Origin of the sequence: Curtobacterium sp. MCPF17_046, from assembly GCF_003224295.1 — a bacterium.
Taxonomy (GTDB): domain Bacteria; phylum Actinomycetota; class Actinomycetes; order Actinomycetales; family Microbacteriaceae; genus Curtobacterium.
The window spans coordinates 1-22,105 of record NZ_QKLB01000016.1; the positions used below are offsets into that span (position 1 = coordinate 1).

26 protein-coding genes are annotated in these 22,105 nt (G+C 73.0%); 11 read left to right on the forward strand and 15 right to left on the reverse strand.

The window, feature by feature from the left end; all coding sequences use genetic code 11:
* Positions 1-53: 53 nt before the first annotated feature.
* Complete coding sequence (locus tag DEJ32_RS13020) at positions 54-1,568, reverse strand: hypothetical protein (RefSeq protein WP_110901576.1); 1,515 nt, start codon at positions 1,566-1,568, stop codon at positions 54-56.
* Between the two features lie 104 nt (positions 1,569-1,672).
* On the opposite strand from DEJ32_RS13020, the gene DEJ32_RS13025 reads away from it, so the two are divergent.
* A complete protein-coding gene (locus DEJ32_RS13025; RefSeq protein WP_110824673.1) occupies positions 1,673-2,104 on the forward strand; it encodes a GNAT family N-acetyltransferase in 432 nt (143 codons plus the stop codon).
* A gap of 22 nt (positions 2,105-2,126) precedes the next feature.
* On the opposite strand, the gene DEJ32_RS13030 is transcribed toward DEJ32_RS13025, so the two are convergent.
* Genes DEJ32_RS13030 through DEJ32_RS13040 form a run of 3 tightly spaced genes read right to left on the reverse strand, consistent with a single transcriptional unit; the run spans position 2,127 to position 3,611 of the window.
* Positions 2,127-2,657 carry an Lrp/AsnC family transcriptional regulator gene (locus DEJ32_RS13030; RefSeq protein ID WP_110901621.1) on the reverse strand — a complete coding sequence of 177 codons (531 nt, stop codon included), beginning with the start codon at positions 2,655-2,657 and terminating at the stop codon, positions 2,127-2,129.
* Positions 2,658-2,715: 58 nt separating this feature from the next.
* Positions 2,716-3,225 (reverse strand): hypothetical protein, encoded by a 510-nt coding sequence (locus tag DEJ32_RS13035; RefSeq protein ID WP_110824674.1) that lies wholly within the window; start codon positions 3,223-3,225, stop codon positions 2,716-2,718.
* Positions 3,226-3,233: 8 nt separating this feature from the next.
* Positions 3,234-3,611, reverse strand: coding sequence for a DUF5997 family protein (locus tag DEJ32_RS13040; RefSeq protein ID WP_110824675.1), 378 nt, complete (start codon positions 3,609-3,611; stop codon positions 3,234-3,236).
* Between the two features lie 33 nt (positions 3,612-3,644).
* On the opposite strand from DEJ32_RS13040, the gene DEJ32_RS13045 reads away from it, so the two are divergent.
* Entirely contained in the window at positions 3,645-4,406 is a 762-nt protein-coding gene (locus tag DEJ32_RS13045) for a LysR family transcriptional regulator substrate-binding protein (protein WP_220033027.1), read from the forward strand.
* A 32-nt stretch (positions 4,407-4,438) separates the two neighbouring features.
* Positions 4,439-4,909, forward strand: a complete 471-nt coding sequence (locus DEJ32_RS13050) for a GNAT family N-acetyltransferase (protein ID WP_146234156.1) — start codon at positions 4,439-4,441, stop codon at positions 4,907-4,909.
* A gap of 20 nt (positions 4,910-4,929) precedes the next feature.
* On the opposite strand, the gene DEJ32_RS13055 is transcribed toward DEJ32_RS13050, so the two are convergent.
* On the reverse strand, positions 4,930-5,526 hold the full coding sequence (locus DEJ32_RS13055) for a DNA-3-methyladenine glycosylase I (protein WP_110901579.1): 597 nt from the start codon (positions 5,524-5,526) through the stop codon (positions 4,930-4,932).
* A gap of 36 nt (positions 5,527-5,562) precedes the next feature.
* Positions 5,563-5,979 (reverse strand): VOC family protein, encoded by a 417-nt coding sequence (locus DEJ32_RS13060; RefSeq protein WP_110824848.1) that lies wholly within the window; start codon positions 5,977-5,979, stop codon positions 5,563-5,565.
* 102 nt (positions 5,980-6,081) lie between these two features.
* On the opposite strand from DEJ32_RS13060, the gene aroQ reads away from it, so the two are divergent.
* Complete coding sequence (gene aroQ, locus DEJ32_RS13065) at positions 6,082-6,516, forward strand: type II 3-dehydroquinate dehydratase (protein ID WP_110890059.1); 435 nt, start codon at positions 6,082-6,084, stop codon at positions 6,514-6,516.
* A 136-nt stretch (positions 6,517-6,652) separates the two neighbouring features.
* Here aroQ and DEJ32_RS13070 read toward each other — a convergent pair whose 3' ends face one another.
* Complete coding sequence (locus DEJ32_RS13070; protein ID WP_110901622.1) at positions 6,653-7,252, reverse strand: NAD(P)H-dependent oxidoreductase; 600 nt, start codon at positions 7,250-7,252, stop codon at positions 6,653-6,655.
* Between the two features lie 88 nt (positions 7,253-7,340).
* Here DEJ32_RS13070 and DEJ32_RS13075 point away from each other — a divergent pair, with 88 nt between their 5' ends.
* Positions 7,341-7,805 (forward strand): MSMEG_6728 family protein, encoded by a 465-nt coding sequence (locus tag DEJ32_RS13075; RefSeq protein WP_110824680.1) that lies wholly within the window; start codon positions 7,341-7,343, stop codon positions 7,803-7,805.
* Positions 7,806-7,994: 189 nt separating this feature from the next.
* On the opposite strand, the gene DEJ32_RS13080 is transcribed toward DEJ32_RS13075, so the two are convergent.
* The 6 genes from DEJ32_RS13080 to DEJ32_RS13105 all read right to left on the reverse strand — a co-directional run bounded on the left by DEJ32_RS13080 (position 7,995) and on the right by DEJ32_RS13105 (position 14,077).
* Positions 7,995-8,258: a hypothetical protein gene (locus tag DEJ32_RS13080; RefSeq protein WP_110901580.1), complete on the reverse strand. Its 264-nt coding sequence runs from the start codon at positions 8,256-8,258 to the stop codon at positions 7,995-7,997.
* A gap of 82 nt (positions 8,259-8,340) precedes the next feature.
* On the reverse strand, positions 8,341-9,480 hold the full coding sequence (locus DEJ32_RS13085) for a cysteine desulfurase family protein (protein WP_110890061.1): 1,140 nt from the start codon (positions 9,478-9,480) through the stop codon (positions 8,341-8,343).
* A 4-nt stretch (positions 9,481-9,484) separates the two neighbouring features.
* The gene (nadC, locus tag DEJ32_RS13090) at positions 9,485-10,417 is read right to left on the reverse strand and encodes a carboxylating nicotinate-nucleotide diphosphorylase (protein ID WP_110901581.1); all 933 of its coding nucleotides are present in this window, start codon (positions 10,415-10,417) and stop codon (positions 9,485-9,487) included.
* Positions 10,414-12,081 carry an L-aspartate oxidase gene (locus DEJ32_RS13095; RefSeq protein WP_110901582.1) on the reverse strand — a complete coding sequence of 556 codons (1,668 nt, stop codon included), beginning with the start codon at positions 12,079-12,081 and terminating at the stop codon, positions 10,414-10,416. The genes nadC and DEJ32_RS13095 overlap by 4 nt, the downstream gene beginning before the upstream one ends.
* A complete protein-coding gene (gene nadA / locus DEJ32_RS13100; RefSeq protein ID WP_110901583.1) occupies positions 12,081-13,367 on the reverse strand; it encodes a quinolinate synthase NadA in 1,287 nt (428 codons plus the stop codon). The genes DEJ32_RS13095 and nadA overlap by 1 nt, the downstream gene beginning before the upstream one ends.
* A gap of 14 nt (positions 13,368-13,381) precedes the next feature.
* Positions 13,382-14,077, reverse strand: a complete 696-nt coding sequence (locus DEJ32_RS13105; protein WP_110901584.1) for an NUDIX domain-containing protein — start codon at positions 14,075-14,077, stop codon at positions 13,382-13,384.
* A gap of 130 nt (positions 14,078-14,207) precedes the next feature.
* On the opposite strand from DEJ32_RS13105, the gene DEJ32_RS13110 reads away from it, so the two are divergent.
* From DEJ32_RS13110 to DEJ32_RS13120, 3 genes are all read left to right on the forward strand, one after another.
* On the forward strand, positions 14,208-14,492 hold the full coding sequence (locus tag DEJ32_RS13110) for an acylphosphatase (RefSeq protein WP_110824687.1): 285 nt from the start codon (positions 14,208-14,210) through the stop codon (positions 14,490-14,492).
* Between the two features lie 123 nt (positions 14,493-14,615).
* Positions 14,616-16,094, forward strand: a complete 1,479-nt coding sequence (locus DEJ32_RS13115; RefSeq protein WP_110901585.1) for a DHA2 family efflux MFS transporter permease subunit — start codon at positions 14,616-14,618, stop codon at positions 16,092-16,094.
* Between the two features lie 121 nt (positions 16,095-16,215).
* Positions 16,216-17,463 (forward strand): D-arabinono-1,4-lactone oxidase, encoded by a 1,248-nt coding sequence (locus DEJ32_RS13120; protein WP_110901586.1) that lies wholly within the window; start codon positions 16,216-16,218, stop codon positions 17,461-17,463.
* A gap of 83 nt (positions 17,464-17,546) precedes the next feature.
* On the opposite strand, the gene DEJ32_RS13125 is transcribed toward DEJ32_RS13120, so the two are convergent.
* Positions 17,547-18,044, reverse strand: a complete 498-nt coding sequence (locus DEJ32_RS13125) for a 2'-5' RNA ligase family protein (protein WP_110824690.1) — start codon at positions 18,042-18,044, stop codon at positions 17,547-17,549.
* A gap of 167 nt (positions 18,045-18,211) precedes the next feature.
* Here DEJ32_RS13125 and DEJ32_RS13130 point away from each other — a divergent pair, with 167 nt between their 5' ends.
* Genes DEJ32_RS13130 through DEJ32_RS13140 form a run of 3 tightly spaced genes read left to right on the forward strand, consistent with a single transcriptional unit; the run spans position 18,212 to position 20,879 of the window.
* Entirely contained in the window at positions 18,212-19,174 is a 963-nt protein-coding gene (locus DEJ32_RS13130; RefSeq protein ID WP_110890068.1) for a MetQ/NlpA family ABC transporter substrate-binding protein, read from the forward strand.
* On the forward strand, positions 19,174-20,211 hold the full coding sequence (locus tag DEJ32_RS13135) for a methionine ABC transporter ATP-binding protein (protein WP_110824692.1): 1,038 nt from the start codon (positions 19,174-19,176) through the stop codon (positions 20,209-20,211). Before DEJ32_RS13130 ends, DEJ32_RS13135 begins: the two co-directional genes overlap by 1 nt.
* On the forward strand, positions 20,208-20,879 hold the full coding sequence (locus DEJ32_RS13140; RefSeq protein ID WP_110824693.1) for a methionine ABC transporter permease: 672 nt from the start codon (positions 20,208-20,210) through the stop codon (positions 20,877-20,879). Before DEJ32_RS13135 ends, DEJ32_RS13140 begins: the two co-directional genes overlap by 4 nt.
* Before the next feature lie 272 nt (positions 20,880-21,151).
* Here the strand turns inward: DEJ32_RS13140 and DEJ32_RS13145 are convergent, their stop codons facing one another.
* Positions 21,152-21,928 (reverse strand): endonuclease/exonuclease/phosphatase family protein, encoded by a 777-nt coding sequence (locus tag DEJ32_RS13145; protein WP_110890069.1) that lies wholly within the window; start codon positions 21,926-21,928, stop codon positions 21,152-21,154.
* Positions 21,929-22,105: the final 177 nt, after the last annotated feature.

Below are 22,105 nucleotides of genomic sequence, written 5' to 3' on the forward strand. Positions count from 1 at the left end.
CACACAGAGGCGGTCGGTGGCGCGTCCTGCCGTGACGGGCAGGTGCGCCGATCTCAATCGGGAGCGACGTCGTGGTCGCCGACGAGCGAAGCCGGCACGGCGTCGTCGGAGACCGAGCCGCGGAGGCCCGCGGCGAGGGGGGTGGTGTGGTCCTCGACACCGACGGTGCCCAGGATGTTCGCGCCGGCGGAGCCGCCGGAGGTGCTGCCGCCCGTGGCGCCCACGGTGCCGCCGTCGAAGGGCGTGTGCGCCGGTGCGCCGCCCTCGGGGAGGACGAGGGCCTCGCCGCCGAACGTCGCCGTTGCGGGAGCCGGGACGAGGACCTCGTCAGCGACCGTCCCGAACGTCGACCGGGACGAGTCGTCTGCTGCGACGGCGGCGGTCGCCGAGCGCTGTCCCGCAGCGGGTGTCACGGACGCATCGTCCGTCGTCCCCACCGACGGCACGACGACCCCGACCTCGCCGCCGTCACGGCCGACAGTTCCCTCCCGGTCGACCGGCAGGACCGGGGCCGGCCGGGGCCCGACGACCGGGGCCCCCGGCAGCGCACCGCCGGAGCCGGGGAGCACCGGGCGGACGGGGACGTCGACGACGGGGAGCGGGCCTCCAGGCAGGAGCCCACCGCCGACGGACGGAAGCCCGCCGACGACCTCGGGCACCCCGGCCACCACGTCCGGCACGACGCCGACGGTGTCGCCGACGGTGCCGAGGGTCCCGTCGACGATGCCGGTCACGGGGCCGGTCACCCCACCCAAGGCGTCGTCACCGAGCAGCGTGCCGACGACCGGGAGGCTCCCGACCACCCGGTCGACGGTCGCCACGATGGAGGTCACCGGGCCGACGGCCGTCACGGTCTGCACCGTCCCGGTGACGGGGGCCAGTGCCCCGGAGACGCCGTCGGCGACCGGCCGGGAGGCACTGGTCACGTCCGACACGAGGCCGTCGACGAGCGACGTGTCGGGACGGAACGGGTCCGGACGGGACGGGCCCGGACGGCTCGTGTGCTCCGCCGGAGTGCCGACGGCGGTGGTCGCGGGTGCCGCTGGCGCGGGCCCGGAATCGTCCCCGACCGGCCGGGAGGTCGTCGGTGCTGCAGGCGTCGCCTCGGCCACGGGGGTCGTGACGGGGGCAGCGGAGGCCGGCGCGACGGGAGCCGGCGCAGGTGCCGCCGGGGCGGATGCGACGGGTGCCGGAGCGGCCGGCGCGACGGGGGCCGGGGCCACAGGAGCCGGAGCGGCCGGTGCCGGGGCGACCGGGCGCGGAGCCGGCGGGACGGGGGCAGGAACGGCGCTGCGGACCGGTGCCACGGCGCGGTCGACGACGTCGCCGACCCCGCTCGTCACGCGCTGGGCAGCACTGCCGACGCCGGAGACCACTCCGCCGACCAGGCCGTCGGGCCGCGGTGCCGCCTGGGTCTGCGCCCCGCTCCCGAGCAGGGAACCACCGACAGCGGCAGCCGGTCGGGCGCCGAGGACGATCGAGAGCAGCACGACGGCTGCGACGATCCCGCAGGCCATGAGCGCCCATCGCAGGACCGTGCGCCAGGGTGCACGCATCGTCGTGTCCATGCGCTCACCTCCTGATCTCGGCTGCGCACGTAGAGTGGTTGACCGGCACGGTAGACCAGCACCGGTGCCCTGCTCCTCATTCACATCGAACAGTCAGGAACGGCGTGACCTCGACCTTCAGTGCCCCCACTCGCAACCTCGACATCGTCACGCTGCACGAGATCCTCCGTCTGCGGCAGGACGTGTTCGTGGTCGAGCAGGAGTGCGCCTACCCGGACATCGACGGCCGCGACCTCGAGCCGGGCACGGTGCAGTTCTGGGCCGGGACCGGGTCCGTCGACGCCACCCTGCGACTCCTCCGCGAGCCTGACGGCACCGAGCGGATCGGCCGCGTCGCGACCGCGGCACACGCCCGCGGCAAGGGGCTCGGGGCGGCGCTGATGACGGCGGCGATCGCCGAGAGCCGGTCCCCCAGCATCGCGATCAACGCGCAGGCACACCTGGGCGAGTGGTACGCGCAGTTCGGCTTCGTGCGCTCAGGCGAGGACTTCCTCGAGGACGCCATCCCGCACACGCCCATGGTCCGCACGCGCTGACCCGGCCGGAGCGGCTGCGGCGCTAGGCCTGCCAGCGGCGCAGCTCGCCGTACGAGCGGGCCTGGTGCTCCCGGTCGGCGACCAACCGCTCGAACACGATCGAGGTCTGCGTCGTCGCGACCGACGGGTCACCGCTCAGCTCGTCGGCGACGAAGTCCCGCAGTTGCTCGGTGGACGTGCACGCGATGTGCACGAGGAAGTCCTTGTCACCAGCCAGGAACGACACGTCGAGCACCACCGGCACCCGGAGCAGGCGCTTCGCGAACTCCCGGAGCTCGTGGCGTGCGGCCGCGTGCACCCGCACGGACACCATCGCCTCGATCGAGAACCCGAGCCGGGCGATGTCCACCTCGGCCCGGTAGCCCGCGATGACGCCGGCGTCCTCGAGCGCACGGACCCGGACCAGGCACGTCGACGGAGCGATGCCGACCGCTGCTGCGAGTCGGTTGTTCGGGATCCGGGCATCGGTGGCCAGCACCCAGAGGATCCGCTCGTCGACCTCGTCGAGTCGGGGCGACGGAGCGTCGGGGCGGCGGACGATGCGGTCGGACACCACGCAACCGTAACGCGGTGCTCCCGTGACGCCGGGCAACCGCGTCGGCGGGACCGGGTCACATCGCCAGGGTCATCCCGACGACGGCGACGGTCATGGCGAACACCTCGCCGCTGCGGACGGCACGGCGGTCCTCCCGGGCCCACTCGTACCGGAGCAGCCAGCCGCTGAAGGCGCAGTACCCGATCACCCCGGCTCCGAGCACCGCCGTCAGGACGAGCGCGTGCGCGTGCACGGCACCGCCGACGAGTTCGGAGGCGTGACCCATGAACAGCATGCCGGCCATGACCACCGCCGAGAGCGCCCGGTGCACGTCCATCGGTTCCGCGCGACGGCCGTCACCCCGACGCCGTCGCACGACGGGCAGCGGCGCGAGGAACAGCAGCAGCGCCGCGGCGAGGATCGTCCACGACGGCCCGGCCTGGACCACGGGCATGAGCATGGCGACGAGCATGACCGCCGCGGGCACGATGACCCCGGGCCGCGGGCGGTACCGGTCCCCGACGATGCAGCAGACCGAGGCGAACTGCGGCACGACGAGCACCGCGTCGGCGACGGTCGCGTGCATCGGGGGTGTCAGCCCTCGGTGCGGGCGGCGCGCTCCTGCTTCACACGCACGTTCTCGGAGCGGACCGCGGCCTGGGTCGAGCGCTCGCGGACGAGCCACTCGGGCATCTCCTGCAGCAGCTGCTTGATCTGCTCGGTGGTGAGGACGTCGTCGACGCCGGCGCGGGCGAGTCCGGAGATCGAGACGCCGAGGCGCGCGGCCACGACCGGGCGGGGGTGCGGTCCGTCGCGACGGAGGTCCTGGAGCCACGTCGGCGGCTCGCTCTGCAACTCGTCGAACGTCGTGCGAGCGATCGGGCCCGCACGGAACGACTCCGGGGTCGCCGAGAGGAGGACGCCGAGCTTCTTGGCAGCGGTCTCGGGCTTCATGGTCTGTTCCTGGGCCATGGTGACAAGGGTACGGCCCGTATGCTCGGGTGCATGACCGCGCTCGCCATCGCCTTCGTACCCGGGGTCTCCCCCGCCAAGTGGGTGCGGGTGTGGCGGGAGCGTCGTCCGGACGTCGACCTGGTGCTCCTGCCTGTGGAGGCCGACGGCGTCACCGCGGCGATCGAGGGCGACGCGGACATGGTGTTCGCCCGGATGCCCGTGCCCGAGCAGCACCACGCGATCCCGCTCTGGACCGAGACCGCGGTCGTCGCTGCCCCGAAGGACTCCCCGCTCGCCGACCTCGACGAGGTGACCGAGGCGGACCTCGCCGACGTCACGGTCCTCGACGCCGGTCCGGTGCCGCCGGACGTGTCCGCTGCGCTCGACCTGGTCGAGGCGAACGTCGGCGTCGTCGTCCTGCCGCAGTCGCTCTTCCGCGCGGCGAGCCGGAAGGACCTCGTGTCCCGACCGCTGGCCGGCTCCCCCGGCACCCGCGTCGCCCTGGTCTGGCGCGACGAGGACGCCTCCGAGCTGACCGAGGAGTTCATCGGCGTGGTCCGCGGCCGCACCGCCAACAGCTCCCGGAACCAGGCGGACCAGCCGGGAAGCCCGGATCCCGACACCGCGGACCGTGCCCGCCCGGCGAAGGGCGGTGGCAAGGCCACGGCGTCCAACGCGAAGACCGTCGCCAAGCGGAGTGCGACGAAGGGCACCGGCGCGAAGAGCGGCGGCGGGAAGAACTCCACGGGACGCGCCCGGACGCCGCGCGGCATGTCCGGCAAGCCGAAGCGCGGCTCGAAGGGCAACCGGTGACGGCCCCGGACGACGTGCGAGCGGAGCGGCCGATGCGTGCCGTCCGCCTCGTGCCGATGCCCGCGGACCGACTCCCCGGGTGGCTCGACCGTTCCATGGCGGAGTACGTCGAGTCCCGCGTGCGGTCCGGTGAGAGCCGCGAGCAGGCCGAGGCCAACAAGCAGCGCTCCCTCGACACCTGGTTCCCCGGCGGGTCACCCGCGGCGGGGCACCACGTGTGGGAGCTGACCGACCAGGACGACACGGTCGTCGGGCACCTCTGGATCGGCCCGTTCACCCCGGGCAGCAGCGACTGGTGGGTGTTCGACATCGAGGTCGACGCCGACCGCCGCCGGCAGGGGCACGCGCGACGGGCGTTCGAGCTCGCCCACGAGGTCGCCCGCAGCGAGGGCGCGACGAGCATCGGTCTCAACGTCTTCGGCTACAACACCGGCGCGCGCAAGCTCTACGAAGAGCTGGGGTACGAGATCGCCTCGCTGCAGATGCGGCTCCCGCTCGACTGACGCCGGTGCGGACGGGCTCGTCAGTCGGGCCAGACGCCCGACGTCCCCCGGCGGTGGCTGCCGACGAGGTGCGTGTCGACGATCCCCAGCGCCTCCATGAGCGCGTGCATGGTGGTCGGACCGACGAAGGCGAACCCGCGCTTCCGCAGGGCCTTCGACAGCGCGGTCGACTCGGGACTGGTGGTCGGGACCTCGGCGAGGGTCCGTGGCTTCGGGGTGTCGGCGGGCCGGAAGGACCAGACGAAGTCCGCCAGTCCGCCGTCCCCACGGAGCGCGATGGTCGCCCCGGCGTTCGTGATCGTCGCGGCGATCTTCGCCCGGTTCCGGACGATGCCGGCGTCACCGAGCAGCCGTGCGACGTCGTCCTCCCCGAACCCGGCGACGACGTCGGGTTCGAAGTCCGCGAAGGCCGCCCGGAACGCCGGGCGCTTGGCCAGGATCGTCCGCCACGACAGGCCGGACTGGAACGCCTCGAGCGACAGCCGCTCGAAGACGCCTCGTTCGTCCCGGACGGGCATGCCCCACTCGGTGTCGTAGTACTCCCGCAGCATCGGGTCGACCGATGCCCACAGCGGTCGGGCGCGGCCGTCCTCGCCGGTCACGAGATCCGTCGTCATCGTCCCATCCTGGCGGACGGCACGACCGGTGCGGCGTCAGTCGGCGTGCGGGCCGTCCTCGGCCGCGGCCGGGTCCATCCAGACGTACTCCCAGCGGTGGCCGTCCGGGTCGACGAAGCTGCGCTGGAACATGAACCCGAGGTCCATCTCCGGTCGGTCCTCGGTCCCGCCGGCCTCGACCGCGGCGTCGACGATCCGGTGGACCTCGTCCTTCGTCTCGGCGCTCAGGGAGTTGATGACCTCGATCGTGTCCGACGCGGCGATGGTCTTGTCCGTGAACTCGGAGAACTTCGCGTGCGTGAGGAGCATCACGTACACGGTGTCGCTGATGACGATGCTCGAAGCGGTGTCGTCACTGAACACCGGGTTGAGCGGGTACCCGAGTGCCCGATAGAACCCGGTCGCCCGGTCCAGGTCGGACACCGGCAGGTTGATGAACACCATGGTCGACATGTGCGGTCCCTTCGTCGAGACCAACCTGACCCCTCGTGCCCGCTGGCGCAACCGTTCCGTGGCGGAACCGCCCCGGCCACGGCCGCTCGCTAGGCTCGGAGCATGCGCATCCTCGTCCTCAACGGCCCGAACCTGGACATCCTCGGCCGCCGTGACCCGGAGCAGTACGGCACGGTGACGCTCGCCGAGATCGAGGCGATCGTCCACACCGAGGCCGCGGTGCACGAGCTCGAGGCCGACTTCCGACAGACGAACCGCGAGGGTGAACTCGTCGAGTGGCTGCACGAGGCGCTCGACGACTTCGCGGGCGTCGTCATCAACCCCGCGGCGTACGCGCACACCTCGATCGCACTGCACGACGCCGTGGAGGCACTGCGCGTCCCCGTCATCGAGGTGCACCTGTCGAACACGTGGAAGCGCGAGCCGTTCCGGCACGTCGACCACGTCGCCACCGCGGCGACCGCCGTCATCGCCGGCGCGGGCGCCGACGGGTACCGGCTGGCCGTCGCGCACCTCGCGTCGCTGCTGCCCCGCTGACGGCGGCGTCCCGCCGAGACGCCGAGAGCCGAGACGCCGCCACGTCGTCGCGGCGCCGCCGGATCCGGAGCCGTTTCGCGCCTCCCGGGGCGTCTCACCGTGACGGGGGCGTTCCGCGAGCCGGCCGGGAGGCCCGTCAGAAGTCGGCCGGCCGCCGCACGTCGTCGACGCCGGCGGCGGCGACGAAGCCACCGCGGATGATCGGCAGCGCCCGACGGACGGCCCGGTCGATCCGCAGCTCGAGGTCGACGCTCGCGATGTCGTACCCGCCGGCCCGCTTCGTGAAGTCGCGCTCGTTCCCGAACACCGCGAGCGGGAGCGTCGTCGACTGGAAGAACCCGAACAGCGGTCGCATCTGGTGCTCGACGAGGAGCGCGTGGCGGTCGCTGCCGCCGGTCGCCGTGAGCAGCACCGGCGTGTCGACGAGGTCGTACTGGCCGATCCAGTCGAAGAACAGCTTGAACGCACCGGAGTACGCGGCGCGGAACGCCGGGCTCCCGACGACCAGGACGTCCGCCGCCTCCACCGCCGCCAGTGCGGCCTGGGTCTCGGCGGCCATCTGCTCCCGCCCGGCGGCGGCACCGAGGTCGGCCAGGAGTGGCCCGATCTCCACGGTGACGGACTCGGCGTCGGGCAGCTCGGCCACGAGCCGCTCCACCGTCGCCCCGACGAGCGTCGAGGTACGGGACGGGTCCGATGGGCTCCCGCTGACACCGACGACGAGGGTTCCGCTCATGCGCTCGATGCTCACACGTGCCCGCCGAGCAGGGTGTCGTTGTGACGACTTGTGTCGGTTCCCGGCCCGCCGGCGTACCGTCCGACAGATGCAGACCTTCCTGCCGTTCGCCGACTTCCGCGCCTCTGCCGAGGTGCTCGACGACAAGCGCCTCGGCAAGCAGCGGGTCGAGACGCTGCAGGTCATGCGTGCGTTGACGCTGCCGGACTACGGCTGGCAGCACCACCCGGTCACGGCGATGTGGCGCGGCTTCCGGCCGGCGCTGATGGCGTACCAGGACGCGACGTGCCGGGTCTGGCTCGAGCGCGGTCACGCGGACACGTGCCTCGAGAAGACCCTCGCGGACCTGGCCCTCGTGCCGGAGGACCTCGTGGCGTACGAACGCGGGGACTTCGAGGTCCCGTCGTGGAACACCGACGAGCGGGTGCACCTGTCGCACCGGTCCAAGCTCGTGCAGAAGGCGCCCGAGCACTACCGACCGTTGTTCCCCGACGTCCCGGACGACCTGGACTACCACTGGCCCGGCACCGTGGCGCACCGCACCTCGGCCTGACGGGACCGGACCCGCCGCAGATCTCAGGGGGAACGGGAGCGATCGTTCAGGGGTCGATCGTCCCGGATCCGCAGCGGGCCCGGTCGTTCCGGGAGCAGCACGGCAGGGGCCGGCGTCCCGGCCGGACGCGCATCAGGGGGTGCGTCCGGTCCAGCGCACCGCCAGCACGGCGGTGCAGACCTCGGGTGGTCAGGGGTGGAGCCGGCCCTCCCGGTACCGGTCGGCCTCCGTCGGCGCCGCCATGGACCGTCCAGTCCGGTCCAGGTGCGCCGGCAGCAGGGCACTCGCGAGGGTGGCGAGGGCACCGACGACGGCGATGACGCCGAGGGGCAGCGCATCGAGACCGTGTGTTGCGCCGACTGCCAGCGCGAGGACCGTGGCGGGCGCAGGCAGGAGCTGGACCGCTCGGAAGCGGTCGTCCTGCGTCGCCGGTCGGATCGTCACGTTGGCCATGTGACCACTCTGCCGGACACCTCCTGTCCGCAGAAGGGGGGACACGGCCCCAGAGCTGGAGTAGAACGTCTAGTACACCGGGTCAGCCGAGCATCCGGACCGCCGCGACGGCCGCCACGACGGCGTCCACCACCTGCTCGCCGTCCGCCCGGGTCAACGTCTCGTCGAAGGTCAACCGCACCGCCGAGCGGGCCACGTCCTCCGGCAGGCCGAGTGCCGTCAGCACGTGTGACGCCTCGGTGCTGCCCGCGGCACAGGCGCTCCCCGACGACGACACGACGTCCCGGCGCTCGAGTTCGAGCAGCACCGTCTCGCCGAGCACCCCCGGGAAGCAGAACGACGCGTGTCCCGGCAGTCGGCGGTCCGGCGACCCGGTCAGCACGGCGCCGGGCACCCGGGCGAGCACCCCGGCGACGACGGCGTCCCGGACCGTGGTGGCCGTTCCCGCGGCTGCGTCCCGCCCGGCGAGGACACTCCCCCACGCCGCCGCCAGACCGACCGCACCCGCGACGTCCTCCGTGCCCGAACGTCGGCCGCGCTCCTGTCCACCGCCGTGCAGGAGTGGCTCGAGCGCGACACCGGCCCGGACCGCCAGGGCCCCGATGCCCTTCGTCGCACCGAGCTTGTGCCCGGACACCGAGACCGCGTCGACCCCGAGCACGTCGAGCCCGACCGGCAGCCACGGTGCGGACTGCACTGCGTCGGTGTGGAACCGCGCACCCACGGCGTGCGCGACCTCGGCGAGTGCCCGCACGTCCTGCACCGTGCCGATCTCGTTGTCCGCGTGCGCGACGGTCACGAGCGTCGTGTCCGGGCGGAGTGCCGCGCGCAGGGTCTCGGGCAGGACGGTGCCGTCCGCCGTGACCGGCACGACCGTGACCGTGAAGCCGTGGTGCCGTTCGAGGTACCGGCAGCTCTCGAGGACGGCCTCGTGCTCGACGGCGCTCGTCACCACGTGCCGCCCGCGGGGTGCACCGAGCGCGATGCCCTTCACCGCGGTGTTCGCACCCTCGGTGCCGCCGCTCGTGAAGACGACCTCGCCGGGCCGACAGCCGAGGGCGCGGGCGACCGCCGAGCGCGCACCTGCCAAGCCCCGGGCTGCGGCGTCCCCGACCTCGTGCGTGGAGGACGGGTTGCCGAAGGTGCCGGTCAGGTACGGCCACATCGCCTCGAGGACCTCGCGGCGGACGGGCGTCGTCGCGGCCCGGTCGAGGTAGAACACGGCGTCAGACCGGGCGGACGTCGACGTCGAGCCCGAGGTCGAGCGCCCGCGCCGAGTGCGTGAGGGCGCCGACGGACACGAGGTCGACCCCGGTCGCGGCGATCGCGGCCACCGTGTCGAGCGAGACCCCGCCCGACGCCTCGACGAGCGCGCGGCCCGCCACGAGGGCCACGCCCTCCTCGAGCATCGGCACGGTGAAGTTGTCGAGCATGACCGTGTCGACGCCCGCGGCGACGACGGGTTCGATCTGGTCGATGCGGTCCACCTCGACCTCGAGGTGCACGGTGTGCCCGAGGCGCCGTCGTGCGGCCCGGATCGCGTCGCCGATGTCCGTGCCGCCGGCCAGGAGCACCGCGAGGTGGTTGTCCTTCGCCAGGACCGCGTCCGACAGCGACGTCCGGTGGTTGTGGCCGCCGCCGCAGCGCACCGCGTGTCGTTCGAGCGCGCGGAGGCCGGGCGTGGTCTTCCGGGTGTCGACGACCCGGGTACTGGTCCCGGCGACGGCGGCGACGTACTGCGCGGTGAGGGTCGCGATCCCGGACATGCGCTGCACGAGGTTGAGGGCGACCCGCTCGGCACGGAGCACGGACCGCGCCGACCCGGTCACGCTCGCGATGACGTCCCCCGCGGCGAAGACGTCCCCGTCGCGGAGTGCAACGGACACGGCGAGGTCGGGGTCGACGGCGTGCATCACGGCGATGAACACCTCGCCGCCGGCGAGCACGCCGGGCTCGCGCGCCGCGAGGGTCGCGGCCGCGGTCGCCGTCGCGGGGATGAGGGTCTCGCTCGTGACGTCACCCCACGGCGCATCCTCCTCGAGCGCGGTGTCGATCACCCGCCGGAGCACGTGCGGCGGGACCGTGCCGGGGTCGGTGTCGGCGGGGGCGGTGGGAGCGGCCTGGGCGGCGGGAGCGGCCTGGGCGGTGGGAGCGGTCATGCGAGTACCTCCTGCAGGGCGGTGGGCGCGGCGTCGGACGGTCCGGCCGGTCGTGCCCGGACCCATGCGGTCGTCATCGGCGCGGTCGGGTCGGTGTCGGGGTGGTCGGTCCGGGCGTGCGCACCGCGGGACTCGGTCCGGGCCTCGGCGGCGAGCGCCATCACCCGGGCGAGGTCGAGCAGCGCCCGGTCCTCGGCACCACGCACGGTCGTCGGCAGCGGCGCCGGCACCACGGCGAGCACCCGCCGGGCCTCCGCCAAACCGGCGGCGTCGCGCAGCAGGCCGACGTGCTCGGTCATCACGGCCTGGACCGCGTCGCGGACGGCGGTGTCGGTGCCGACCCGGCCCGGGCCTCCCGGCCGGTCGCCGACCGACAGACGCACGCCGTCCACCGGACGGGAGGCCCGCCTGCCGTCCGGATCGGCGACGACGGTCGGCGCGAGCGTCGCGTCGCCGCGCAGCCGCGGCCGGTCGGGGCGCGGGGACCCGAGTGCGTCGGCGGCGCGGACCGCGAACACCAGGCCCTCGAGCAGCGAGTTCGAGGCGAGGCGGTTGGCCCCGTGCACGCCGGTGCAGGCGACCTCCCCGACGGCGGAGAGCCCGGGCAGGCTGGTGCGGCCCTCGGTGTCGGTCGCGACGCCGCCCATGGCGTAGTGCGCGGCGGGTGCGACCGGGACGCCCTCCCGGGTCCAGTCGACGCCGGCCGCCCGTGTGGCCCGGGTGAGGCCGGGGAACCTGGCGAGCAGGAACGCGGGGTCGAGCCCGGTCGCGTCGAGGAGCACGGGGCGCCCGCCCTGGGCACGCATGGCGCTCGCGATCCCCCGCGCGACGACGTCCCGCGGCGCGAGCTCGGCGTCCGGGTGCACGTCGCGCATGAAGCGGTGCCCGCGTTCGTCCCGCAGGACGGCTCCCTCACCGCGGACGGCCTCGGAGACCAGCCCACCGCCGGGCACGGCGAGACGCGTCGGGTGGAACTGGACGAACTCGAGGTCGGCGAGCACGGCGCCGGCCCGCCAGGCCGCGGCGGCACCGTCCCCGGTGGCGACGAGCGGGTTGGTCGTCTCGCGGTACAGGTGGCCGGCTCCCCCCGAGGCGAGCAGCACCGCGTCCGCGTCGATCCGCCGCGGTTCGCTGAGCAGGTCGAGGACGTCGACGCCGACGACCTGTCCGTGGCGGACGACGAGGTCGGTGAGGCAGGTCCGCTCGAGGATGGTGACGTGCCGGCGGTGCAGTGCGGCGACGAGGGTCCGTTCGACCGCACCCCCGGTCGCGTCGCCGCCCGCGTGCAGGATGCGCCAGCGCCCGTGGGCGGCCTCGCGCCCCCGCGCCAGGTCGTCGCCGTACCGGTCGAGTGCGGCCGGGTCCGTCGTCCGGTCGAACGGCACCCCGAGGGCGACCAGGTCGCGCACGCGGGCCGGACCGTCGGTGCAGAGGACGTCGACGGCGCGGGCGTCCGCCGTGCCCGCGGCCGCGACGTGCGTGTCGTGCTGGTGGAGGGCGGCGGTGTCGTCGGCCCCCAGGGCGACCGCGATGCCACCCTGCGCGGACGCCGTGGCGCCGTCGGTCAGGGTGCCCTTCGTGACGAGGGTGACGTCGTGCTCGGTGCTCGCGCGGATCGCGGCGGTCAGGCCGGCGATCCCCGACCCGACGACGACGACGTGCATCAGGCCCGGGTCCCCAGCGGGCGGGGCTTCGCGGCGAGCATGCGTTCCAGCGCGACCTTCGCGTCGACCTGGACGTCGGCGGGGACCACGATCTCGTTGAGCACGACACCGTCCACGAGCGCCTCGAGCACCCACGCCAGGTAGCCGGGGTGGATGCGGTACATGGTCGAGCACGGGCACACCACCGGGTCGAGGCACGTGATCGTGTGCTGCGGGTACTCGGCGGCGAGCCGGTTGACCATGTTGACCTCGGTGCCGATCGCGAACGACGTCGGCTCGGTGGCCGCGGCGACGGTCTTCCGGATGAGGTCGGTGCTGCCGGCGACGTCCGCGGCGTCGACCACGGCCATCGGGCACTCCGGGTGCACGATCACGCGCACGTCGGGGTCCTCGCGGCGGGCCTGCTCGATCTGGTCGACCGTGAAGCGGCGGTGGACGGAGCAGAACCCGTGCCACAGGACCACCTGGGCGTCGAGCAGCTCGGCGGCGGTGTTGCCGCCCCCGGCCAGGCGCGGGTTCCACATCGGCATCCGGTCGGTGCTGATCCCCATCGCCTTCGCGGTGTTCCGGCCCAGGTGCTGGTCGGGGAAGAACAGCACGCGCTGCCCCCGCTCGAACGCCCACTCGAGCACCGTCGCGGCGTTCGACGACGTGCACACGATCCCGCCGTTCCGACCGCAGAACGCCTTGAGGTCCGCGGCGGAGTTCATGTACGTGACCGGGATGACCGGGACACGGCCGTCGGCGTCGGGCTCGGAGCCGTACAGCGCGGTCAACTCCGCCCAGGCGGCCTCGACGCTGTCGATGTCGGCCATGTCCGCCATCGAGCACCCGGCTGCCAGGTTCGGCAGGATGACGCGCTGGTCGTCCCGCGCCAGGATGTCCGCCGTCTCGGCCATGAAGTGCACACCGCAGAACACGATGGCCTCGGCGTCGGGCTTGGTCAGGGCGGCGTTCGCGAGCTGGAACGAGTCGCCGAGGAAGTCCGCGTGGCGCACGACCTCGTCCCGCTGGTAGAAGTGCCCGAGGACGACCACCCGGTCGCCGAGGGTGGCCTTCGCCCGCTCGATCCGCTCGTGCAACTCCTCGTCGGGCGCGTGCTTGTACTCGTCCGGCAGCACACCCTGGCGGGGCGTGGTCGTCGGGATGACGTCGGACATCGACGACCCGGGGCCGTACCCGGGCACGGCGTCGAAGTCCCAGGTGGGAGCGGCGAGGTCGGGCGTGCAGGTGGTGCCGGCCGCCCGGCCGTTCGAGATCAGTTCGATGGTGGTCGCGATGGACACGGTTCCGTCCCCGTTCAGTGCGCGGTCGTGGGTCGGGTCGTCAGCGGGCCGTTGTCCGCGTACGACAGGTCGGGGTTCGAGCGGTACAGGCGGGCCGGTCGGTGCCGGTCGCCGCTCGTGGTCTCGTCGGTGGGCAGGACCGCGTCGCTCTGCGCGACCTGCCGCCGGAAGTTCGCCGGGTCGAGCGTCCGGCCGAGCACGGCCTCGTAGACACCGCGGAGCTCGGCGAGGGTGAACCGGTCGCCGAGGAACGCCTGCGCGATCCGCGAGTACGACACCTTGTTCCGGAGCCGCCAGAGGGCGTACTCCACGATGCGGTCGTGGTCGAACGCGAGCGGCGGGTGCTCGTCGGCGAGGAACCACCGCACGTTCCAGTCGTCGGGAACGACGTTCGCCTCGTCCGGGTGCACGAGCGCCCAGTAGACGACCGACACCACCCGGCTCGGGGAGCGGCCGACGTCCCCGAACGCGTAGAGCTGCTCGAGGTACCGCGGCTGCACCTTCGTCGTCTCGCGGAGGCGCGCGGCCGCGGAGTCGTCGAGGCCCTCGTCCGTGCCCACCCAGCCGCCCGGCAGCGCCCACGAGCCCTCGTGCGGTTCGGTCACGCGGCGGACGAGCGGCATCCAGAGTGCGGGGACGCCGGTGTCGGGATGTGGGCGGAGCGCCACGATGACGGTCGAGACGGCGACGCGGATCCCGGGCTCGGACATCGCGATGCCCCCTCTTGTTCAGGTCTCACTGACCCGATCTGTTCGGGTACTGATGACCGTATCACGAGGGTCACCGCACCGGAACGTAGCCGGAACGTCGGCGAAACACACCCCGCCTAGCATCGGCCGCATGGGCAGCACGACCACGAGGAAGCACGCCGTCGTCAGTGGCACGGTGCAGGGCGTCGGGTTCCGGTGGTGGACCGCGCGGAAGGCCGACGGACTCGAACTCGCCGGGTACGCCCGGAACCTGTTCGACGGCACCGTCGAGGTCGAGGCCGAGGGCCCCGCCCCCGCGGTCGACGCGCTGGTCGTCATGCTCCGCTCCGGCCCGCCCTCGGCGAGCGTCACCGACGTGGCCGTGCGGGAGGTCGCGCCGCACGGCGACGAGGACGGCTTCCGCATCCTGCACTGACCGTCCACACGCCGTTCCACCCGACGTTCCTCGACTCGGGAATGATCGGGACCCGTCAGTGCTTCCAGCCTCGGTACCCGTCCGTCCGGGTGCGCGCCACACCACGATCCTCCAGGAGCCCCCTTGACCCAGGCCGTCGACTCCGCGCCCCGTACCGGGAGCCTCGAAGCCCTCTCCCCCGCCGGCACCCGACTCGTGATCGGGCTGCTGCTCGTCTCCGCGTTCGTCGTCATCCTCAACGAGACGATCATGGGTGTGGCGCTGCCGCGGCTCATGGACGACCTCGGCATCAGCGCCGCGACCGGCCAGTGGCTCACCACCGGCTTCCTCCTGACGATGGCCGTGGTGATCCCCATCACCGGCTACCTGTTGCAGCGGTTCGACACCCGCCCGGTGTTCGTCTGGGCGATGAGCCTGTTCTCGGCCGGCACGCTCATCGCGCTGCTCGCGCAGGGCTTCACGATGCTGCTCGTCGGGCGCATCGTGCAGGCCAGCGGCACGGCGATCATGATGCCGCTGCTCATGACCACCGTCCTCACCCTCATCGAGCCCGCGCACCGCGGCCGCGTGATGGGCAACATCTCCATCGTCATCTCGGTCGCCCCGGCGATCGGGCCGACGATCTCCGGCCTCATCCTCAACGCCTTCTCGTGGCGCTGGCTGTTCGGCTTCGTGCTCCCGATCGCGCTCGCCGCGCTCGTGCTCGGCATGGTCAAGGTGCGCAACGTCTCGACGCCCCGCAAGTCGGCCATCGACGTGGCCTCGGTCATCCTGTCGGCCTTCGCGTTCGGCGGGATCGTCTACGGCCTGTCGAGCATCGGCGAGAGCGGCACCACCGGCCCGGCGCTGCCGATCGCCTCGCTCGTCGTCGGGTTCGCAGCCCTCGCGGTGTTCATCGTCCGCCAGACCCGACTGCAGCGTCGCGACGCCGCCCTGCTCGACCTCCGCACCTTCAGCACGAAGGGCTTCACGATCCCGATCGTCGCGATGGCGATCAGCTTCATGGCGATGTTCGGCACGCTCATCCTGCTGCCGATCTACCTGGAGCGCGTGCTCGGTCTCGAGGTCCTCAGCGTCGGCCTGCTGCTGCTCCCGGGTGGGCTGCTCATGGGCCTGCTGTCCCCGATCGTCGGTCGCATCTACGACCGTCGCGGACCGCGCGTCCTGCTCGTCCCGGGCTCCGTCATCATCAGCGCCGTGCTCTGGGCGCTCTCGACCGTCACGGCGGACACCAGCGTCTGGTTCGTGCTCGGTGCCCACGTCGTGCTGAGCCTCGGCCTCGCGCTCACCTTCACGCCGCTGTTCACCTCGGCGCTCGGCGGACTCCCGCCGCGGCTGTACTCGCACGGCAGCGCAGTGCTCGGCACCGCCCAGCAGCTCGCGGGCGCCGCGGGCACGGCACTGTTCGTCACGCTCCTCACGATCGGGGCCACCAGCGCGGCCACGAGCGGTGACGCCGCGGACACGGCGACGGCCACCGCGTCCGGAGTGCACCTGGCCTTCCTGGTCGGCGCCGTGATCTCCCTGTTCGGGATCGTCGCCTCGTCGATGGTCCGGAAGCCCGTCACCCCCGAGGGCGCCCCGGCACCCGTCATGCACTGACGCTCCCGACCGCACACGAGGCGCACCACGCGCCCCGGCACGCACATCGCGCCCCGTCCCGACGGGGCGCGATGTGCGTCCGGGGGCGCGATGCCGGGTCACGCCGTGGCATCGTGGGCGCATGCGGTCGACGACGAGCGAACTGAACTGGTCCGGCACGGTCACCTACACGGCCGAGCGCGTCGTCCGGCCGACCTCGCTGGACGACGTCGCCGACCTCGTCGCCCGGAGCCCGCGCGTCCACGGACTCGGCACACGGCACTCGTTCAACGACGTCGCGGACACCCCCGGCGCCCTGCTCGACCTCACCGCCGTGCCCACCGACCTCGTCGTCGCGGAGGACCGCCGCACGGCCACCATGGGAGCCGGCACCCGGTACGGCGTCGTCGCACCCGACCTCGACGCCGCCGGCGTCGCCCTGCACAACGAGGGCTCGCTGCCGCACATCTCGCTCGGTGGTGCGGTCGCGACCGGGACGCACGGTTCCGGCACCGCGCTCGGGTCGCTCAGCACCGCGGTCGCCGCCCTCGAGGTCGTCGGACCGGACGGCACCACGAGCACGATCCGTCGCGGTGACCCGGCGATGCAGGGCGCCGCGATCCACCTCGGCCTGCTCGGCATCGTCACGCGGGTCACCGTCGACGTGCAGCCCTCGTACCGGATGCGGCAGGACACCTACGGCCCGATCGCCTGGGACACCTTCACGGCCGGTGCCGCCGAGGTCTTCGCCGCCGGGTACTCGGTCTGCGCGTACACGGTGTTCGGCGACACCGTCTCCGAGGTGCTCGTGAAGTCCCGCGTGCCGGACGGTGCCGACGACGTCGGGGTCCCCGCCGACCTCCTCGGCGCCCCACGTCTGCCGGGTGCCCCGGGCGACGGCCACCACACCGCGCGGGACGGCTCGGTCGGGCCGTGGTGGGACCGCCTGCCGCACTTCCCGATCGACGCCGTGCCCTCCGTCGGGTCCGAGGTGCAGAGCGAGCACTTCGTCCCGCTCCGGCACGCCGCCGCCGCCCTCGACGCCCTGCGCGGGCTGGCCGACCGGATCCAGCCGCACCTGCACGTGTCGGAGCTCCGCACCATGGCCGCGGACGACCTCTGGCTCAGCCCGACACAGGGCGAGGACGTGCTCTGCATCGCGTTCACCTGGAAGAAGCACCCCGCGGAGGTCGCCGCCCTGCTGCCCGACCTGGAGGCGCGACTCGCCGCGTTCGGCGGTCGCCCGCACTGGGGGAAGATGAGCTCCCTCGACGCCACGGCGGTCGCGGCGCTGTACCCACGACTGCCGGACTTCCGCGCCCTGGTCGCGACCCGCGACCCGGACCGGAAGTTCGCGTCCGCGTTCGGCGAGCGGGTGCTCGGGACCTGAGCCGGGCCTCCCGGGAGGCCCGTGGCGCGACCGGTGCGTCGGCTGCAGCGACCTGACGGAGCGCCTGCGACCGGTCGCCGAGGTCAGCCGACGGTGGTGACCGTCTTCGTCTCCCCGTCCCAGTGACGCACCCCGGCGACGCCGAGTTCCTCGGGGAGCGGCACGGCCGCGAGCACCTCGAGCATCCGGGGCAGGTCGACGTCCCGTGGGTGCCGGGCGAGCGTCAGGTGCGGTGCCCACCGGCCGGGCAGCGAGGTGTCGACGCCACCGGGGGCCACGCGGTGCACCGCCTCGTGGAAGGCGGCGAGCGCGCGGTCGACCACGACGCCGACCCCGAGCACGTGCCGACCGGGGCCGGCCGGGAAGAGCAGGAGCCCGGCGGGGCGCACGGTCGACGGCAGCGCCACGTCGAAGCCGGGCGGCACGGGCAGGGTGTCCCCGGCCGCGAGCGTGACGTGCGGCGCGTTCGTCGCCGAGGTGTGGCGGCCCATGCTCGGCAGGTCGGCGTCGACCAGCGCATCCCAGAGGTCGCGCACGGCCCGCTCGGCGGCCGGGTCGAGGACGAGTTCGATGCTGCGCACACTCCGAGCCTGCCCGCCGCGGACGCCGCCCGTAACACGACGGAACGCGAATCGACCGTGTCGGCGTCGCCGTGCACACTCGTGGAGTCCCCGCCGGACGACACCGGACCGAGGACCCGACAGCACCCGTCCCTGCCACCAGGGCGACCCCCTCACGAGGAGCACCCATGACCGCCGCACCCGTCCTGCCCGACCGTCCGAAGCGCAAGCGCCCCATCGGGTGGATCGTCGCGGCCGCAGTCGTCGTCGTCGCGATCGTCGTCGCCCTCGTGGTCGTCGCCGTCCGCGGTGGCGGCTCCGAGCAGGCCGGAGCCGCCGGGTCCGGGTCCGACCGGAAGGCCCAGACCGTCACCATCGGCGTCGCGGACAAGGCGCTGCCCTACTGGAAGACCTACACGGAGCTCGCGAAGGAACGGTTGAACGTCACCGTGGAGCTGACGAACTTCGCCGACTACTCGCTGCCGAACCCCGCGCTCAAGGACGGGCAGGTCGACATCAACCAGTTCCAGCACATCCAGTACCTGGCGAACTACAACGTGACCTCGAAGGACGACCTGCAGCCGATCGGCTCCACCGCCGTCTACCCGCTCCCGCTGTACGCGACGAAGGTCGACGAGCCGTCCGACCTGCCCGAGGGCGCGAAGGTCGCCATCCCGAACGACGCCATCAACGAGGCCCGCGCCCTGCTCGTGCTGCAGGCCGCGAAGCTGCTCGAGTTGCAGGACGGCGGCAGCGCCTTCTCGACCACGGACGACATCGAGTCGGCCAAGGTCGACGTGCAGCCGCTCGACGCCTCGCAGACCGCCAACGCCCTGCAGCAGGGTTCCGTGCAGGCCGCCGTGGTCAACAACAACTTCGCGACCGCCGCCGGGCTCCCCGCGTCGGACAAGGTCTTCACCGACGACCCGACGAGCTCCTCCGCCGCCCCGTACGTGAACGTCTTCGCGGTCCGCAACGAGGACAAGACGAACAAGACGTACCTCGAACTGGCCGAGCTGTTCCAGGACGACGCCGTGCAGAAGGCGTTCAAGCAGGACTACCCGGACGCGGTCTCCCGGGACCAGGACGCCGCCGAGCTGCAGGACGAGCTCGCCACGGTCGAGCAGGACGCGAAGGCGGCAGCGGAGTAGTGGCCGCCCTCGTCGAACTCCGCGGCGTCACCAAGAGCTACCGCCGCGCCGACACCGGAGAGACCGTCACCGCGGTCGAGGGTGTCGACCTCGACGTCCACCAGGGAGAGGTCCTCGGCGTCATCGGCTACTCCGGTGCCGGCAAGTCCACCCTGGTCCGACTCGTCAACGCACTCGAGCTGCCCACCTCGGGCACGGTCACGGTCGCCGGTCAGGAACTCACCGCGATCCCCGAGCGCGACCGGCGCACCGCACGTCGCCGGATCGGGATGGTCTTCCAGCAGTTCAACCTGTTCCGCTCCCGCACGATCGCCGGGAACGTCGCGTACCCGCTCAAGGTCGCCGGCGTCGCCAAGGCCGAACGCGACCGCCGCGTCGCCGAGCTGCTCGACTTCGTCGGCCTGCTGGACCGGGCACACGCCTACCCGGAACAGCTGTCCGGCGGCCAGAAGCAGCGCGTGGGCATCGCCCGTGCCCTCGCCTCGAACCCCGAGCTGCTCCTCGCCGACGAGGCCACGAGCGCCCTCGACCCGGAGACCACGTCCGAGGTGCTCGCGCTCCTCCGCCGCGTGAACCGCGAGCTCGGCGTGACGATCATCGTCATCACGCACGAGATGGACGCCGTCCGCCGGATCGCCGACCGGGTCGCCGTGATGGAGCAGGGCCGGGTCGTCGAGGTCGGGGACGTGTACGACGTGTTCTCCGCCCCGACCACCGGCGCTGCCCAGCGCTTCGTGCGCACCGCACTCCACGACCGCCCGTCCGCCGAGACCGTCACCCGGTTGCGCGAGCGCCACCCGGGACGCCTCGTGTCCGTGCGGATCACCGACGAGACCGGTCTGCAGGCGCGCATCGACCAGGCGTTCCGCGATGCCGGGGTCACCGCGGAGCTCGTGTTCGGCGGGGTCACCGAGATCCGGGAGCGCCGGATCGGGTCGCTCACCTACGAACTGGGCGGGTCCGACACCGCCACCGACCGAGCCGTGGCAGCACTGCGAGCCGGCGGCATCACCGTCGACGAGGAGGCACGCGCATGAACAACTCGTTCCAGAGCGTCATCGACACCTTCGACGTGTTCCTCGCCGCGATCCGCGACACGATCGTCATGTCCCTCGTGTCACTCGTCATCGCCGGGGTCATCGGACTCGCGCTCGGCCTGCTGCTCTACGCGACCAGACCGGGCAACCTGCTCGGCAACCGCGGCGCGTACACGGTCATCAACCTGGTCGTGAACCTGGTGCGGCCGATCCCGTTCGTGATCTTCCTGGCCGCGATCGCACCGCTCTCCCGCGTGGTCGTGCAGACGACGATCGGTGTCCCGGCGGTGACGTTCGCGATCTCGCTCGCGGCGGCGTTCGCGGTGTCGCGCATCGTCGAGCAGAACCTGCTGGCGGTCGACCCCGGCGTCGTCGAGGCGGCACGGGCCTCCGGGGCGCACCCGGTGTCGATCCTGCTGACGGTGCTCATCCCCGAGGGCCTCGGGCCGCTCATCCTCGGCTACACGTTCATCTACATCGGCATCGTCGACATGACCGCGCAGGGTGCGCTCGTCGGTGGCGGTGGCCTCGGTGAGTACGCGATCACGTACGGGTCGCAGCGGTACGACTGGTGGGTCGTCTACGTGTCCGTGGCGGCGATCGTCGTGATCGTCCAGCTCGGCCAGTTCGTCGGCAACCGGCTGGCGCGGGCGACGCTCCGCCGCTGAGCCGGTTCGCTGGCCCGCCAGGTTCCGCGATTCCGGCATCTCGCGCGCCGAGATGCCGGGATCCCGGAACCTCGGCGGGCCGCGCGGCATGTCGTGCGACCTCGGCGGGCGCTGTCGCGGCCTGGAGGCCCCGCCTCCGCCACGGGACCGTCGTCGGCCCGCCAGATGGACCGGTGGGGTCGCACGATGTGCCGCCGACCGGCAGGGGCAGCGGCAGGTCGTGCGACCCCGCGCAAGGTGCGCGGCGCGTCGTTCGGCTACGCGGCGGGCGGCTACGCGGCGGGCGCGTCCTCCGCGGCCGGAGCGTCCACCGCGGCGGGCTCCTCGTAGTCCGCACGGACCAGGATCGGCCGGTGGTCGGAGATGCCCGCGGGCAGGGTCTCGACCCCGGCGATGTGCAGGCCGACACTCGTGGCGAAGTCGAAGTGGCCGGTGAACTTGCGGTAGCGCAGGTACGTCGGCTGGTCGGACAGGGACAGCGCGAAGCCGGACTCCTCGATCTTCCGGCGCAGGTTCGTCTGGAACCACGGGTAGTTGAAGTCGCCGACCATGATCGCCGGGGCCTCGCTCGACAGGTCGCGGACGAAGTCGTGCGCGGCCTCGATCTGCTTGCGGCGCAGCGAGTTCGTCGCCGTCAGGGGCGAGGCGTGGAAGGACGCGACGATGACCTCGGTGTCGGCTTCCCGGTCGTACAGGTGCATGGCGATGAGGCGCTCGTGCGCGGGTGACAGCACCCGGTCGTGCAGGGACTTCTGCAGAGAGTGGATGCCGAGGTCGCGGACGTCGAACCGGTCGTCGCGCTTGTAGATGGCGAGCCCGAGCCGGTTCGCCTGGGTGGACGCGGCGAGGGTCAGGCCGCCGACGGACGTGGCGAGGTCGGTGCTGTCGCACTCCTGCACGCAGAGCACGTCGGCCTGGGAGGACTCGGCGAGGGCCGCGAGCTCGCTGTTCGCGGTGTGCTCACGGAGGTTGTAGCTCACGACGCGCAGGGCGGTCTGCCGGACCTCGGTGGTCGAGTCTGTCGTTGCCTGTTCCTGTGGCGCCGCCATGCTGCCTTCCGTTCCGGGCCCGATCGGCCCTCTCTCCTGCGGCGGTCACGGTACTCGGACACCGCAGCAGGTTGCTGAGACTGTAGCGCGGTGCGGATCGCGGACACGTGACGTGGCGGTGGACGATCGGTGACGACCGACCGCGTGCCGGTCGACCCCGCCGCTGGCGCCCCGCAC

Bases quoted from the DNA above. Each gene is read 5' to 3' on its own strand.
- DEJ32_RS13020 (WP_110901576.1), bottom strand. From the start codon at position 1,568: ATGGACACGACGATGCGTGCACCCTGGCGCACGGTCCTGCGATGGGCG.
- DEJ32_RS13035 (WP_110824674.1), bottom strand. From the start codon at position 3,225: ATGCACGCGACCGTCGCCGACGCGGTGCTCGTCGTGCCGCAGTTCGCC.
- DEJ32_RS13040 (WP_110824675.1), bottom strand. From the start codon at position 3,611: ATGGCCCAGGAACAGACCATGAAGCCCGAGACCGCTGCCAAGAAGCTC.
- DEJ32_RS13045 (WP_220033027.1), top strand. From the start codon at position 3,645: ATGACCGCGCTCGCCATCGCCTTCGTACCCGGGGTCTCCCCCGCCAAG.
- DEJ32_RS13050 (WP_146234156.1), top strand. From the start codon at position 4,439: ATGCGTGCCGTCCGCCTCGTGCCGATGCCCGCGGACCGACTCCCCGGG.
- DEJ32_RS13055 (WP_110901579.1), bottom strand. From the start codon at position 5,526: ATGACGACGGATCTCGTGACCGGCGAGGACGGCCGCGCCCGACCGCTG.
- DEJ32_RS13060 (WP_110824848.1), bottom strand. From the start codon at position 5,979: ATGTCGACCATGGTGTTCATCAACCTGCCGGTGTCCGACCTGGACCGG.
- aroQ (WP_110890059.1), top strand. From the start codon at position 6,082: ATGCGCATCCTCGTCCTCAACGGCCCGAACCTGGACATCCTCGGCCGC.
- DEJ32_RS13070 (WP_110901622.1), bottom strand. From the start codon at position 7,252: ATGAGCGGAACCCTCGTCGTCGGTGTCAGCGGGAGCCCATCGGACCCG.
- DEJ32_RS13075 (WP_110824680.1), top strand. From the start codon at position 7,341: ATGCAGACCTTCCTGCCGTTCGCCGACTTCCGCGCCTCTGCCGAGGTG.
- DEJ32_RS13080 (WP_110901580.1), bottom strand. From the start codon at position 8,258: ATGGCCAACGTGACGATCCGACCGGCGACGCAGGACGACCGCTTCCGA.
- nadC (WP_110901581.1), bottom strand. From the start codon at position 10,417: ATGACCGCTCCCACCGCCCAGGCCGCTCCCGCCGCCCAGGCCGCTCCC.
- DEJ32_RS13095 (WP_110901582.1), bottom strand. From the start codon at position 12,081: ATGCACGTCGTCGTCGTCGGGTCGGGGATCGCCGGCCTGACCGCCGCG.
- DEJ32_RS13105 (WP_110901584.1), bottom strand. From the start codon at position 14,077: ATGTCCGAGCCCGGGATCCGCGTCGCCGTCTCGACCGTCATCGTGGCG.
- DEJ32_RS13110 (WP_110824687.1), top strand. From the start codon at position 14,208: ATGGGCAGCACGACCACGAGGAAGCACGCCGTCGTCAGTGGCACGGTG.
- DEJ32_RS13120 (WP_110901586.1), top strand. From the start codon at position 16,216: ATGCGGTCGACGACGAGCGAACTGAACTGGTCCGGCACGGTCACCTAC.
- DEJ32_RS13130 (WP_110890068.1), top strand. From the start codon at position 18,212: ATGACCGCCGCACCCGTCCTGCCCGACCGTCCGAAGCGCAAGCGCCCC.
- DEJ32_RS13140 (WP_110824693.1), top strand. From the start codon at position 20,208: ATGAACAACTCGTTCCAGAGCGTCATCGACACCTTCGACGTGTTCCTC.
- DEJ32_RS13145 (WP_110890069.1), bottom strand. From the start codon at position 21,928: ATGGCGGCGCCACAGGAACAGGCAACGACAGACTCGACCACCGAGGTC.